At 72.0% G+C, this 13,958-nt stretch carries 15 protein-coding genes; 8 read left to right on the top strand and 7 right to left on the bottom strand.

What is annotated here, in order from left to right:
* Positions 1 to 40 precede the first annotated feature (40 nt).
* The 3 genes from CRP27_RS06645 to CRP27_RS06635 are packed head-to-tail and all read right to left on the bottom strand — an operon-like array spanning position 41 to position 2,702.
* Complete coding sequence (locus tag CRP27_RS06645) at positions 41 to 712, bottom strand: methionine ABC transporter permease (protein WP_079236674.1); 672 nt, start codon at positions 710 to 712, stop codon at positions 41 to 43.
* Positions 709 to 1,749, bottom strand: a complete 1,041-nt coding sequence (locus CRP27_RS06640; RefSeq protein WP_097179927.1) for a methionine ABC transporter ATP-binding protein — start codon at positions 1,747 to 1,749, stop codon at positions 709 to 711. Before CRP27_RS06640 ends, CRP27_RS06645 begins: the two co-directional genes overlap by 4 nt.
* Positions 1,749 to 2,702, bottom strand: a complete 954-nt coding sequence (locus CRP27_RS06635) for a MetQ/NlpA family ABC transporter substrate-binding protein (RefSeq protein ID WP_097179926.1) — start codon at positions 2,700 to 2,702, stop codon at positions 1,749 to 1,751. The genes CRP27_RS06640 and CRP27_RS06635 overlap by 1 nt, the downstream gene beginning before the upstream one ends.
* Positions 2,703 to 2,867: 165 nt before the next feature.
* On the opposite strand from CRP27_RS06635, the gene CRP27_RS06630 reads away from it, so the two are divergent.
* On the top strand, positions 2,868 to 3,365 hold the full coding sequence (locus tag CRP27_RS06630; protein ID WP_097179925.1) for a 2'-5' RNA ligase family protein: 498 nt from the start codon (positions 2,868 to 2,870) through the stop codon (positions 3,363 to 3,365).
* Positions 3,366 to 3,519: 154 nt separating this feature from the next.
* Here CRP27_RS06630 and CRP27_RS06625 read toward each other — a convergent pair whose 3' ends face one another.
* The 3 genes from CRP27_RS06625 to CRP27_RS06615 all read right to left on the bottom strand — a co-directional run bounded on the left by CRP27_RS06625 (position 3,520) and on the right by CRP27_RS06615 (position 6,812).
* On the bottom strand, positions 3,520 to 4,767 hold the full coding sequence (locus CRP27_RS06625) for a D-arabinono-1,4-lactone oxidase (RefSeq protein WP_097179924.1): 1,248 nt from the start codon (positions 4,765 to 4,767) through the stop codon (positions 3,520 to 3,522).
* Positions 4,768 to 4,921: 154 nt separating this feature from the next.
* Entirely contained in the window at positions 4,922 to 6,400 is a 1,479-nt protein-coding gene (locus tag CRP27_RS06620) for an MDR family MFS transporter (RefSeq protein ID WP_097179923.1), read from the bottom strand.
* A 130-nt stretch (positions 6,401 to 6,530) separates the two neighbouring features.
* A complete protein-coding gene (locus CRP27_RS06615) occupies positions 6,531 to 6,812 on the bottom strand; it encodes an acylphosphatase (RefSeq protein WP_176505491.1) in 282 nt (93 codons plus the stop codon).
* Positions 6,813 to 6,916: 104 nt separating this feature from the next.
* Here CRP27_RS06615 and CRP27_RS06610 point away from each other — a divergent pair, with 104 nt between their 5' ends.
* From CRP27_RS06610 to CRP27_RS06580, 7 genes are all read left to right on the top strand, one after another.
* On the top strand, positions 6,917 to 7,633 hold the full coding sequence (locus CRP27_RS06610; RefSeq protein WP_097179921.1) for an NUDIX domain-containing protein: 717 nt from the start codon (positions 6,917 to 6,919) through the stop codon (positions 7,631 to 7,633).
* Between the two features lie 10 nt (positions 7,634 to 7,643).
* Entirely contained in the window at positions 7,644 to 8,915 is a 1,272-nt protein-coding gene (gene nadA / locus CRP27_RS06605; RefSeq protein ID WP_097179920.1) for a quinolinate synthase NadA, read from the top strand.
* Positions 8,916 to 8,927: 12 nt separating this feature from the next.
* A complete protein-coding gene (locus CRP27_RS06600) occupies positions 8,928 to 10,616 on the top strand; it encodes an L-aspartate oxidase (protein WP_097179919.1) in 1,689 nt (562 codons plus the stop codon).
* Positions 10,613 to 11,500: a carboxylating nicotinate-nucleotide diphosphorylase gene (gene nadC, locus CRP27_RS06595; protein ID WP_097179918.1), complete on the top strand. Its 888-nt coding sequence runs from the start codon at positions 10,613 to 10,615 to the stop codon at positions 11,498 to 11,500. Before CRP27_RS06600 ends, nadC begins: the two co-directional genes overlap by 4 nt.
* Before the next feature lie 8 nt (positions 11,501 to 11,508).
* On the top strand, positions 11,509 to 12,648 hold the full coding sequence (locus tag CRP27_RS06590; protein ID WP_097179917.1) for a cysteine desulfurase family protein: 1,140 nt from the start codon (positions 11,509 to 11,511) through the stop codon (positions 12,646 to 12,648).
* 89 nt (positions 12,649 to 12,737) lie between these two features.
* Entirely contained in the window at positions 12,738 to 13,004 is a 267-nt protein-coding gene (locus tag CRP27_RS06585; protein WP_141399707.1) for a hypothetical protein, read from the top strand.
* Between the two features lie 224 nt (positions 13,005 to 13,228).
* A complete protein-coding gene (locus CRP27_RS06580) occupies positions 13,229 to 13,519 on the top strand; it encodes a hypothetical protein (RefSeq protein WP_097179915.1) in 291 nt (96 codons plus the stop codon).
* Here the strand turns inward: CRP27_RS06580 and CRP27_RS06575 are convergent.
* A complete protein-coding gene (locus CRP27_RS06575; RefSeq protein ID WP_097179914.1) occupies positions 13,479 to 13,955 on the bottom strand; it encodes an MSMEG_6728 family protein in 477 nt (158 codons plus the stop codon). The genes CRP27_RS06580 and CRP27_RS06575 overlap by 41 nt on opposite strands.
* Positions 13,956 to 13,958 lie beyond the last annotated feature (3 nt).

Here is a 13,958-nt window from a genome sequence, read left to right as displayed (position 1 = left end):
GGATGCGTCGGTCGCACGACGTGCCGCCCTGCGGCGCGCGTCAGCGACGCAGGGTCGCGCGCGCCAACCGGTTGCCGATGAACTGGCCGAGCTGCACGATGACGACGATCGCCGCCACCGACACGTACACGATCCACCAGTCGTACCGTTGCGACCCGTACGTGATCGCGTACTCGCCGAGGCCACCGCCACCGACCAACGCACCCTGCGCCGTCATGTCGACGATGCCGATGTAGATGAACGTGTAGCCGAGGATCAGCGGGCCGAGGCCCTCGGGGATGAGCACGGTCAGCAGGATCGAGACCGGGTGTGCGCCCGACGCCCGAGCCGCCTCGACGACGCCGGGGTCGATCGCGAGCAGGTTCTGCTCGACGATCCGGGAGACCGCGAACGCCGCCGCGAGCGAGATCGCGAAGGTCACCGCGGGCACGCCGATGGTGGTCTGCACGACGACCCGTGACAGCGGGGCGATGGCCGCGAGGAAGATCACGAACGGGATCGGCCGGACGAGGTTCACGACCACGTTGATGACCGTGTACGCCACCCGGTTGCCGAGCAGGTTGCCGGGACGGGTCGCGTACAGGAGCAGACCCAGTGCGAGCCCGATGATCCCGGCGATCACCAGCGAGATCAGCGACATCACGATGGTGTCGCGGATCGACGACAGGAAGACGTCGAACGTGTCGATCACGCTCTGGAAGCTGTTGTTCACGCCGCTGCCTCCTCGTCGGTCGTGACGCCGTCGGCGCGCAGTGCGGCGACGGCCCGGTCGATGGCGGTCGTGTCGGCTGCGCTGAGCTCGTACGTCAGCGAGCCGATCCGACGCTCACGGATCTCCCCGACCCCGCCGTAGACGAGCTCGGCGGTGACCCCGGCGGCGCGGAACGCGGCGTCGATGCGGTTCTGGAGCCCGGCCTCGTCGGTGATCTGCACCGTGACGAGCCGACCGGGGTGCCGCTCCCGCAGACGCGTGAGCGTCTCGGGGGAGGGCCGGTCGTGCAGCGCGGTGCGCACGAAGCGCTGGGCGGCGTCGGTCTTCGGGGTCGAGAACACGTCGTACACGTCCCCGACCTCGACCACGCGGCCCTGCTCCATCACGGCCACCCGGTCCGCGATCTGGCGGACGGCGTCCATCTCGTGCGTGATGACGATGATGGTGACGCCGAGCTCCTTGTTCACCCGGCGCAGCAGCGCGAGGACCTCCGAGGTTGTCTCCGGGTCGAGGGCGCTCGTGGCCTCGTCGGCGAGCAGGAGTTCCGGGTTCGAGGCGAGCGCGCGGGCGATGCCGACGCGCTGCTTCTGGCCGCCGGACAACTGCTCCGGGTACGCGTACGCCCGGTCGAGCAGGCCGACGAAGTCGAGCAGCTCGGCGACGCGGCGGTCGCGCTCGGCCTTCGGCACACCCGCGACCTTGAGCGGGTACGCGACGTTGCCGGCGATGGTGCGGGAGCGGAACAGGTTGAACTGTTGGAAGATCATCCCGATGCGCCGACGCGCCAGACGGCGGTCCCGCTCGGGGATCGCCGTGAGCTCCTGGCCCGCCACCGTCACCGAGCCGGCCGAAGGCAGCTCCAGTGCGTTCACGAGGCGGACCAGGGTGGACTTGCCGGCACCGGAGTACCCGATGACGCCGAGGACCTCTCCCTGGTGCACGTCCAGGGAGACGTCCTCGACGGCCACCACGGTCTCGCCGGTGTCGGCGCGGCGGTAGTGCTTCGAGACGCCGCGGAGTTCGACGAGGACGGTCACTACTGCTTGGCCGCCTTCGCGTCCTTCTCGACCTTGGCGAGCTCGTCCTGCAGCGAGGAGGCGCTCTCGTCACGGACGACGGCGTCGGGGTTGTCCTTGAGGAACACCTTCTGCACGGCGTCGTCCTGGAAGAGCTTCGCGAGGGCGAGGTACGTCGTGTCGTCCTTGTCCGCGTTGCGGGCGGCGAAGACGTTCACGTACGGGGCGGCGTTCGCGCTGGAGGGGTCGTCCTGGTACACGACGTCGCTCGTCGGGAGACCGGCGGCGGTCGCGAAGTTGTTGTTCACGACGGCGCCGGCGACGGAGCCCTGCTGCAGCGCGTTCGCGGTCTGCGAGGCCTCGAGCGGCTCGACGTCGACCTTCTTCGTCTCGATGTCCGACGTGGTCGAGAAGGCCGAGCCGCCGTCCTTCAGGGTGATGAGCTTCGCGCCCTGCAACACGAGGAGCGCACGCGCCTGGTTGATCGAGTCGTTCGGGATGGCGATCTTCGAGCCCTCGGGGATCGCCGATGCCTTGTCGTACTTCGTCGCGTAGAGCGGCAGCGGGTAGACGGCGGTCGAGCCGATCGGCTGCAGGTCGTCGTTCGAGGTGACGTTGTAGTCCGCGAGGTACTGGATGTGCTGGAACTGGTTGAGGTCCAGCTGCTTGTCCTTGAGCGCGGGGTTCGGCAGCGAGTAGTCCGCGAAGTTGGTCAGCTTCACCGTGACGTTGAGCTTCGACTTCGCGAGCTTCGTGTAGGTGCTCCAGTACGAGAGCGACTTGTCCGCGACGCCGATCGTGACGGTCTTCGGCGCGTCACCGGAAGCGCCGGCTCCGTCGTCGTCGCCGCCCGAACGGACGGCTCCGACGATGAGGGCGACGACGATCGCGACGACGACCACCGCGGCGGCGATGATCCAACCGATCGGGCGCTTGCCCTTCGGCTTCTCGGGCAGTGCGGGTGCTGCGGACATTCGGGTGCTCCTCGTGGGCAGTGCTGTGGGGGTGCCGCGGTGGCCGCGGCCGTGACCGCGGTGGTCCGCGGCGTGCAGTCGAGTGTGACGGGCCGCCCGGCACCGTGCGAGTTCCGTTCCGCCGTGTTACATCGCTGTCACACGGTTCATTGGTTCACTCGGTACGTGCGGAGCATCGAACTCGTCCTCGAGCCCTCGTCCGACGCTGCGGTGCGGGCGGTGTGGTCTGCGCTCGTCGACGCCGACCTCCCGAGCCTCGGTCGGCACCCGTCCCCCTCGAACGCGCCGCACGTGACACTCGCGGCGGGTCCGACGGTGCCGGTGCCCACGGCGTTCGACGCACCCGCGCCGGAGTCGCTGCTGCTCGGCGGCGTGCTGCTCTTCCCCGCCGGCCCGGGCCGGTCCGTGCTGGTCCGGTCGGTCGTGCTGGACCCGGTGCTCGCCGCCTTCCACGCCGCGGTGCACCGGGCCGCACCGGACGCCGTCGACACCACACTGCCCGGCCGGTGGTCGCCGCACGTCTCGTTCGCCCGCCGGGTGCGCGACGCCGACCTGCCCCGCGCGGTCGAGGTGCTCCGGGAGTGCCCGTTGCCGCCGACCCTGCAGGTGGCCGGCGTCCGGCACTGGGACGGGGAGACGCGGACGGTGACGCCGGTCGGCTGAGGCGGTCGGTGTGGTCGCGCGGCTCGCGAGACGCCGCCCGGCTCGCGAGACGCCGCCCGGCTCGCGAGACGCCGCCGGTTCTGGCGGCGTCTCGCGAGCCGGGACGGCGTCTCGATGCTGGGGCGGCGTCCCGCCTCGGCCAGACGCGGGTGGGTCAGACCCCGAGCACGCGTTCGCCGAACGCCGACGCGAACCTCCGGTCCGGGTCGGCTGCGGCGACGAGGTCGCGGAAGGCCTGGAGGCGCGGGTACAGGCCGTCGATCGCCTCGCGTCCCAGGGAGCTCATCTTCCCCCAGTGCGGTCGTCCGTCGAACGGTGCGAGCCGCTGCTCGAGGTCCGGGAGCAGCGCCGCGACCTCGGCCGGGTGCTTCTTCCACGTGAAGGCGATGCACAGCACGTCCTCGCCCTGCGTCGGGCTGAGCCAGAACGAGTCCGCCGCCATCGTCCGGAGCTCGCACACGTGCAGGTGCGGCTGGATGCGGTCGGCGAGACCACGGACGGCGTCGAGCGCTGCTGCCGCGTGCCGGAGCGGGACGAAGTGTTCGCTCTGCACCTCGGACCCGTGGCTCGGGACCGACTCGATCGGGAAGTGCGGCAGGCGGTCCCACCACGGCCCGACCGAGCCGTCGCGGGCGGTGTGGTGTCCGTCGCCCGGTGACCCCGGGAGCTTCGGCGCACCGACGAGCTCCTCGGGCACGGCGACGTCGGCGGCACCGTCGGGGACGCGGGACTTCAGCAGGACCTCGCTGATCTCGTCGCCGAAGACGGTGTACGAGCAGACCGAGGTGGCCGCGGCGTTAATCGCGGCGACGTTCGCGGTGAAGACGTCCCAGGGGACCGGCCCGTACGAGTCCTGTCGCATGCCGTAGGTCGGCTCGACGTCGAGCGTGACGCGGGTGACGATCCCGAGCAGTCCGAGGTGCAGCACGGCCCCCGGGAAGGACGGGTCGTCGCGGTCGATCCTCCGCGCGGTGCCGTCGGGTCCGAGCACCTCGAACGAGCGGACCGCCGTGCTGAGCGACCCGAGGGCCGTGCCGGAGCCGTGGGTGCCGGTCGCGATCGCTCCGCCGAGGGAGATGTGCGGGAGCGAGCCCATGTTGTGCAGACCGAACCCGGCACGGTCGATCTCGGGTGCGACGGCGCCGTACCGGGTGCCCGCCCCCATCGTCACGGTGCGGTGGGCGGCGTCGACCTCGAGGTCCGTCGGGATCCCGGTCAGGTCGAGCAGCACCCCGGGGGCGTCGGCGGAGTCGTTGAACGAGTGCCGGGTCCCGAGCCCGTGGACCCGGGGTTCGCGGGCGACGATCGCGGCTGCTTCGTCGATCGACGACGGGCGGAGGACCCGCTCGGCCGTGTACGTGACCGTGCCGGACCAGTTCAGTTCGCTCGTCGTCGACCGCATGCCGCCCACGATGCCACGCGCGGATCGGATCGCGCCCCCGGATGCACATCGCGCCCCGGAGGAACGGGGCGCGATGTTCGGAAGGGGGCGCGAACCGGAGCGCGGGCGACCCGGAGCGCGGGCGACCCGGAGCGCGGGCGATGCCGTGCGCTGGTCAGTGCATCGACGGTGCCGGCGCACCCTCGGGCGTCGCCGGACGCCGGACCATCGCGGAGGTCGCGATGCCGAACAGCGAGATGACCGCGCCGACGAGGAACGCCGTCTTCACGCCAGACGCGGTCGCGGCCGCCAGTCCGTCGGCCCCACTGCCGGCCACGGCGCCCGAGGCGCCGATGGTGAGGAGCGTCACGAACAGGGCGGTCCCCGCGGCCCCGGCGAGCTGCTGCGCCGTGCCGAGGACCGCGCTGCCGTGCGAGTAGAGCTTCGGGGGGAGCCCGCCGAGCGCCGCCGTGAACAGCGGCGTGAACGTCAGGGCGAGCCCGATGCTCAGGACCACGTGGGCGCCGAGGACGAACCACACGCTCGTGTCGACGCCGACCGTGGACAGCGCCCAGAGGACGGCGCTGACGATGATCGAGCCGGGGATGAGCAGGACGCGCGGGCCACGACGGTCGTAGATCCGGCCGACGACGGGCGAGAGCAGCCCCATCAGCAGTCCGCCGGGGAGCAGGAGCAGCCCGACCTGCAGGACCTCGAGCCCGAGTACGCGCTCGAGGTAGATCGGCAGCAGGATGAGCGTGCCGAACATCGCCATGAAGCTCAGTGCCATCGCGACGATCGGGATGGTGAAGCCCTTCGTCCGGAAGGTGCGCAGGTCGAGCAGGGCACTGTCGCTGCGCTGCAGCCGGGTCTGGCGGAGGACGAACACCGCGAGGGCGACCACGCCGACGACCAGTGCGGTGATCGGCACGACGGGACCGGTGGTCGCGATCTCGCCGATGCTCGACAGCCCGTAGACGATCCCGCCGAACGCGAAGGCCGACAGGATCACCGAGAGCACGTCGAGCGGTGCCTTGCGCGGGGTCGAGACGTTCGCGACCTTCACCATGCCGAGGATGAGCGCGGCGAGGGCGATCGGCAGGACGAACCCGAACAGCCAGCGCCACGAGAACGCGTTGAGGATGAGGCCCGAGATCGTCGGACCGATCGCCGGGGCGACGGAGATGACGATCGAGATGTTGCCCATCACGCGGCCGCGGTGGGCCGGCTCGACGAGCGTGAGCACCGTCGTCATGAGCAGCGGCATCATGATCGCCGTCCCGCTCGCCTGCACGATCCGGCCGAGCAGCAGCATCGTGAACCCGGGCGCGAGCAGCGCGATGAGCGTGCCGGCGGAGAACAGGCTCATCGCCCAGACGAACACCGGCCGGGTGTTGAACCGCTGCAGCAGGAACCCGGTGATCGGGATCACGACCGCCATGGTGAGGAGGAAGCCGGTCGTCAGCCACTGACCGGTCGCGGCGCTGATGTGGAGGTCGTCCATGAGTCGGGGCAGGGCGACGCCCATGATCGTCTCGTTGAGGATGACCACGAACGCCGAGACGAGGAGCAGCCCGATCACGAGCCGGGTCTCGCCGGGGGAGGGCTGCGCGACGCTCCCGGTGCGGGGTGCGGAATCGACGGCCTGGGACATGCGGGGCTCCTGGTGGATCACGACTGGTGGAACGAGGTGGCGCAGGACGCGCAGACAGGGCAACCGCCTGAGTGGATTCGATTATTCCGCTTCGCACCGACATCCGCGCCGGGACGTGCGCCGCGCACCGTCAGTGCAGGATGGCGAACCCGTCGACGTCACCGTGCGGCACGACCGCCCGGCACGCCACGTCCGTGACGGTCGCCGAGGGCGGTCCGGTCCGGATGAAGGCCATCAGCGCGTCGACCGCCGGGGCCGGCCCCTCCGCCTCGACCTCGACCGTCCCGTCGAACAGGTTCCGCGCGTACCCGGCGAGTTCCAGTCCGTCGGCCTTCCGCGCGGTCCAGTACCGGAAACCGACCCCCTGGACCGTCCCCGACACCACGGCGTGCATCCTCGTCACCGTTGTCATGCGCCTCAATGTAGGCGCGCGGCCCGACCAGGAGTTTTCGTCGCTGTTTCCGTCTCGTGAAACCCGGTGATAGTGTCATTGCAACCCGAACACTTCGAGTCAAGATGACACAAACCAGCGAACCCTCCGAACCCCGCATCCGCGTCGCGGTCTCGACCGTGATCGTCGCGCTGCGCCCGCACCCCGACACGGGGGCACCCGCGCTCTGGATGCCGCTCGTCCGCCGGGTCGCCGAACCGTTCGAGGGGTCCTGGGCGCTGCCGGGCGGGTGGGTGCAGCCGGCCGAGGGACTCGAGGACTCCGCCGCCGCACGCCTCCGCGAGACGACGAACGTCCAGCCGCGCTACCTCGAGCAGCTCTACGCCTTCGGCGACGTCGAACGGTCCCCGAGCCGGGTCGTGTCGATCGTGTACTGGGCCCTGGTGCACCCGGACGAGGCGAGCTCGGTGCCCGACGACTGGAACGTGCGCTGGTTCCTGGCGGACGAGCACCCACCGCTCGCCTTCGACCACGACCGCATCGTCGAGTACGCCCTCTGGCGACTGCGCAACAAGATGTCGTACTCCCGGATCGCCCAGGCGTTCCTGGGGGACCGGTTCACCCTCGCCGAGCTCCGCGGGGTGTACGAGGCGGTGCTCGGGCGTGCGCTCGACCCGGCGAACTTCCGGCGGCAGGTCGAGAAGACCGACGCGATCCTGCCGACCGACGAGACCACGAGCGGAGGACGGCACCGTCCGGCCCGGCTGTACCGCTCGAACCCCGACCTGGCCTACGCGGACAACGGCCCGCTGCAGCAGGGCACACGACCGCAGAACCGATAGGAACACCGCAGTGTCCATCGCAACGACCATCGAACTCATCTCCAACGGCCAGGCCGCCGGCAGCACCTGCACGCCCGACCTCGCCATGCCGACCTGGGACTTCGACGCGCGCCCCGGCTACGGCCCGGGCTCGTCGATGTCCGACGTCATCCCGACCTCCGCGCCGCGACAGGGCGTGATCCCGGACGAGTACAAGAACGCGCCGGTGGACGAACTCCACGAGCGCATCGAGCGGGCGAAGGCGACCCTTGGTGACCGCGTCGTGGTGCTCGGGCACTTCTACCAGCGGGACGAGGTCGTGCGGCACGCGGACTTCCTCGGCGACTCGTTCCAGCTCGCCAACGCGGCGCTGACGAAGCCCGACGCCGAGGCCATCGTGTTCTGCGGTGTGCACTTCATGGCGGAGACGGCCGACATCCTCGCCCGCGACGACCAGCGCGTCATCCTGCCGAACCTCGCCGCCGGGTGCTCGATGGCGGACATGGCCGACATCGACAGCGTCGAGGCCGCGTGGGCCGAACTGACGGCGGTCTACGGCACCGAGCCGGACGCCGACGGCCGGGTGCCGGTCATCCCCGTCACCTACATGAACTCCGCGGCCGACCTCAAGGCGTTCTGCGGTCGGAACGGCGGCATCGTCTGCACGTCGTCGAACGCGGCGACCGTCCTCGAGTGGGCGTTCGAGCGTGGGCAGCGCGTCCTCTTCTTCCCGGACCAGCACCTCGGGCGGAACACCGCCAAGGCCATGGGGATCAGCACGGACCTGATGCCGATGTGGAACCCGCGGAAGGCCCTGGGCGGCAACGACGCGCAGACCCTGCAGGACGCGAAGGTGATCCTCTGGCACGGCTTCTGCTCGGTGCACCGCCGCTTCACGGTCGACCAGATCGAACAGGCCCGACGGGACCACCCCGGCGTCCAGGTGATCGTCCACCCCGAGTGCCCGATGGCCGTGGTCGACGCGGCGGACGCAGCCGGCAGCACGGACCTCATCCGGAAGACGGTGGCCGCCGCGACCGAACCGACGACGTTCGCGATCGGTACCGAGATCAACATGGTGAACCGGCTCGCGGCCGAGTACCCGCAGCACACGATCTTCTGCCTCGACCCCGTCGTGTGCCCCTGCTCGACGATGTACCGGATCCACCCGGGGTACCTGGCGTGGGTGCTCGAGGCCCTGGTCGACGGCGAGGTCCTCAACGAGATCGTCGTCCCCGCCGACGTTCAGGCCGACGCCAAGGTCGCCCTCGAGCGCATGCTCGCCGCGAAGCCGAGAGACTGAGACGGAGCGACCGTGCACGTCGTCATCGTCGGTTCCGGCATCGCCGGGCTGACCGCAGCGATCCGCGCGAGCGCGCGCCACGACGTCACCCTGGTGACGAAGGGCGCCCTCGCCGACAGCGCGACCGCGTACGCCCAGGGCGGCGTCGCGGTCGCGCTCGGTGCCGACGACTCCTCGTCGCTCCACCAGGCCGACACGCACGTCGCGGCGGCCGGCAGCGCTGACGCCCGCGCGGTCGAGGTGCTCTGCACGGACGGCCCGGCACGCGTCCGTGACCTGCTGTCCCTCGGCGTCCCGTTCGACCGCACGGCTGACGCGTCGAGCCTCGACCGGCACGGCGACGACCTCGCCCGCGGTCGCGAGGCCGCGCACGGCCGGTGGCGCGTGGTGCACGCGGACGGCGACGCCACCGGAGCGGCGATCGAGCGCACCCTCATCGACGCGCTGCACCGGCGCCACGTCACGATCCTCGAGCGCACCTGCCTCACCGACCTCGTCGTCCGTGACGGCGCGGTGTTCGGGGTCGACGTGCTCGACCTGCTCGGCGAGCCGCGGCGGCTCGACGCCGACGCGGTCCTGCTCGCCTCCGGGGGAGCGGGGCACCTGTACCGCGAGACGACGAACCCGCTCGTCGCGACGGGCGACGGCGTGGCCGCCGCGTGGCGTGCCGGTGCGGTCCTCGCCGACCTCGAGTTCGTGCAGTTCCACCCGACCCGGCTCGCGGTGTCCGGCGGGGGACTCGTCTCCGAGGCCGTCCGTGGCGAAGGCGCCGTGCTCCGGGACGCCCGTGGCCGGCGGTTCATGACCGACGTGCACCCGGACGCCGAGCTCGCCCCGCGGGACGTGGTGGCGCGCGGGATCGCCGCCGCGGTGCGCGACCAGGGCGGCGAACCCGTGCTGCTGGACGCGACGGGCCTCGACGCCGGCTTCCTGGTCCGACGCTTCCCCGGGCTCACCCGCGCCACCCGTGCCGCCGGGTTCGACTGGACCCGCGAGGGCGTGCCCGTCTCGCCGGCCGCGCACTACTCGATGGGTGGCATCGCGACCGACGCCGAGGGACGCACCAGCCTCCCCGGACTGCTCGCCGTCGGCGAGGTCGCCTGCACGGGGGTGCACGGAGCGAACCGGCTCGCCTCGAACTCGCTCCTCGAGGGGCTCGTCTTCGCCGTCCGTGCAGCGGACGCGCTCGACGCGACGCGTCCCCGCCGACTGCGCCTGCGGGGTGACGCAGGCCTCCACGTCACCACCGTCAGCAGCGCGGCCGACGTGATCCGTTCCTCTCCCCACCTGCTCGGCCGTCACGCCGCTCCGCAGGCTCCGCAGCGCGCCGGAACCGGCAGGCGTGGGCCCAGTCCGACCCTGCCTGGAGGCGCGGATCGCCGCACCGACGTCACGGACGTCCGCCAGGCGGTCCAGTCCGTCATGACGGACCGCGTGGGCCTGCTCCGCGACGCGACCGGACTCGCGACCGCACGCCGCGAACTCGACGCCCTGCGCGTCGCCGACCCCGCCGGGGTGCGCGACCACGAGGACCGGGCACTCCTCGACCTCGCGCGGGTCGTCGCGCTCGCCGCCGAGACCCGCACCGAGTCCCGCGGTGCCCACGCCCGCACCGACCACCCCGACACCGACCCGACCGCCCCCGCGTCGTACGCGTGGGTCGCCCAGCACGCAGCCGTCCCGCAGGAGGTACCCGCATGACCGTCGACACCGCACCGATCGACCCCGGGACCATCCCGCCGCACGCCCTCCGCCGGGTGATCGAGACCGCGCTGGAGGAGGACGCGCCGTGGGGCGACGTCACGAGCGAGACGCTCATCCCCGCCGAGGCGACCGCGACGGCGACCCTCGTGGCGCGGGAGCCGGGCGTGCTGAGCGGCGGCGGGGTCTTCGTGGCGGTCATGCACGCCGTCGACCCGTCGATCGTGGCGGAGCTGCACGTCGCGGACGGCACACGGTTCGTCGCCGGGGACGTCCTGGCGACGGTGAGCGGTCCGGCACGCTCCGTCCTCCGTGCCGAACGGGTCGCGCTGAACCTGGCGCAGCGGATGTCCGGCATCGCGACCGCGACGGCCACCTACGTCGCAGCGGTCGCGGGCACGCGTGCGCGGATCGTCGACACCCGGAAGACGACCCCGGGGCTCCGGGCGGTCGAGCGGTACGCGGTGCGGTGCGGTGGTGGGCACAACCACCGGACCTCGCTGTCGGACGCCGTGCTCGCCAAGGACAACCACCTCGCGGTGCTCCTGGCGGGCGGGACGGCCATCGGTGACGCCATCGTGGCGGCCCGGAAGCGCCTCGGGCACACCGTGCACCTCGAGGTCGAGGTGGACCGCCTCGACCAGATCGAACCCGTGGTCTCGGCCGGCGTCGACACGATCATGCTCGACAACTTCACGCCGGAGATGCTCGTCGAGGGCATCGCGCTCGCCGACGGTCGTGCGCTCGTCGAAGCATCAGGTGGTGTGTCGCTCGACACGGTCGCCGCGATCGCCGCGACCGGGGTGGACGTCGTCTCCGTCGGGGCCCTGACGCACTCCGCCCGGGCCCTCGACCTCGGGCTCGACATCGACGTCGCGGTCTGACCGGCCCCGTGTTCTACCTGGACCGCGCGGCGACGACCCCCGTGCGCCGCGAGGTGCTCGAGGCCATGTGGCCGTACCTCACGGGTACGTTCGGCAACCCGTCGTCGACACACGGGGTCGGCGACGCGGCTGCTCGGGGGCTCGCCGACGCGCGGACCGCCGTCGCACGGGTCCTCGGGTGCCGACCGGCCGAGGTCGTCTTCACCACGGGCGGGACCGAGGGCGCGAACACCGCGGTGAAGGGCATCGCGCTCGCCGCGCCCCGCGGCCGGCACGTCGTGACGAGTGCGATCGAGCACGAAGCGGTGCTCGAGAGCTGCCGCTACCTCGAGCGCTTCCACGGGTTCGACCTGACGATCCTGCCCGTCGACGCCGACGGCGTGGTGGACCCCGACGTCCTGCGCGACGCCCTCCGACCCGATACCACGCTCGTGTCGATCGCGCACGCCGACAACGAGATCGGGACCGTGCAGGACGTCCGGGCGCTCGCCGCGGTCGCGCACGAGGTCGGCGCCCGGTTCCACACCGACGCGGTGCAGTCGGCGCCCTGGCTCCCGATCGGACTCGACGTGCTCGGTGTCGACGCCCTGTCGCTGTCGGGGCACAAGGTCGGCGCGCCGAAGGGCACCGGTGTGCTGGCGGTCCGGTCGGGCGTTCCGCTCGAGCCGCTCCTGCACGGCGGCGGCCAGGAGCGGGGGAGACGGTCCGGCACCGAGGACGTCGCCGGTGCCGTGGCGGTCGCGACGGCGCTGCGCCTGCTGGCCGCCACCCGACCGGACTCCGCGGTGCGCGCCACCGCGACCCGGGACGCCGTGCTCGACGGGGTGCTCGCCGTCGTCCCCGGGGCGTTCGTCACCGGGTCGCGGGCCGCGAGGCTGCCGGGACACGCGTCGTTCTGCTTCCCCGGCGTGAACGGCGAGACGGTGCTGCTCGAGCTGGAGCAACGGGACGTCGTCTCGTCGTCGGGGAGCGCCTGCGCCGCCGGCAGCACGGAGGCGTCACACGTGCTCACGGCGCTCGGACTGTCCGACGAGGTCGCCCGCACAGCACTCCGACTGACCTTCGACGCGAGCCTGACCGAGGCGGACGTCCCCGTCGTGGTCGGGGCGGTCGCGGATTCGGTCGCGGCCGTGCGATCCCTCGCCTGACCGGCCTCAAGGTGTACTAGACGTTCTACTCCATGAGTGGGGTCGTGTCCCCCCTTCTGCGGACAGCGGATCTGCGTCAGAGTGTTCACATGGCAAACGCGATGACGACTCGGGTCCGGCAGGAGGACCACTTCCGGGCGGTCCAGCTCCTCCCCGCACCCGCGACGGTCGTCGCGCTCGTCCTCGCCGCACAGCACGACCTCGGCAGCGCCCCGCTCGGGCTGATCGCCGTCGTCGGTGCGCTGGCGACCATCGGGAGCGCGCTGCTCCCCATGGTCCGACCGGCGGCGGCCCGACGGTCGATGCCCGCACCGACCGAGACCGACCGGTACCGAGAGGACACCGAACACCCTTGAGGACCAGCATCGTCGGGTCCGTCCCCCTGCGGACCCGACGGTGCGACGACCGGACGCTGCCCCTGATCTGCGTCCGGCGCGGGGCACGGCACCCCCTGAATCGTCGTGCCCCGCTGGATCCCGCGACCCGTCGTGGGCGTGGGCGTCGCTTCCCCTGTGCGACGCCGCCCCCTCCGCCCACGGCGGGCCCCGGATCCTGCCCCTGACCCCGCTAGCGTTGGTGCATGCCGTCGTACCGCGTGACCCTGGCCGTCGGGGCGCTCGCTCCCGGCGCCACCCCGGACGCCGTCCTGCCCGAGGCTGCTCGGTTGGTCGCCGAACTCACCGTGGTCGAGGCGAAGGACGTCCAGCTGCTCCGTGGCGTGCCCTGTGCCGTCGTGCGGTTCGAGGCGCCGTCGGACGAGATCGCCGAGGCCGTCGCCTCGCACGCCGCGGACGGACTCGCGGCCACCGCCGAGGTCCGGTCAGCCGCCGTCACCCGGCGCGACGGGCCCCGGTGGACGCCGGTGGGTTGACCGGCCACACGTAGTCGAGGTCGTCCGGCACGTCGGGGAAGAGCGGCCGGTAGTGCTCCGGCGCCTTCTGCACGAGCTTCGACCGGTGCGAGCGGTGCACGGCCGGGTCGTCGTTCCACGGCGGTGTCGGGAAGTCGCCACGGTCGTACGCGTCGCGGTCCTCCGGCACGAGCCCCAGGTCGGCGAGCGTCTTGTCGAGGCAGGTGTCCGCGTACCCGCGCTCGGTCCACACCCGGCACGTGGCGTCCTGGTACGCCATCAGCGCCGGACGGTACCCGCGCCACATCGCGACGACGGGGTGGTGCTGCCAGCCGTAGTCCGGCAGTGTCAGCGCACGCATCACCTGCAGCGTCTCGACCCGCTGCTTGCCGAGCCGACGGTCGTCGAGCACCTCGGCCGAGGCGCGGAAGTCCGGGTACGGCAGGAACGTCTGCATGGC

Origin of the sequence: Curtobacterium sp. 314Chir4.1, assembly GCF_900215175.1 — a bacterium.
Lineage (GTDB): Bacteria > Actinomycetota > Actinomycetes > Actinomycetales > Microbacteriaceae > Curtobacterium > Curtobacterium pusillum_A.
This window is presented reverse-complemented; position numbering and strand designations above follow the sequence as displayed.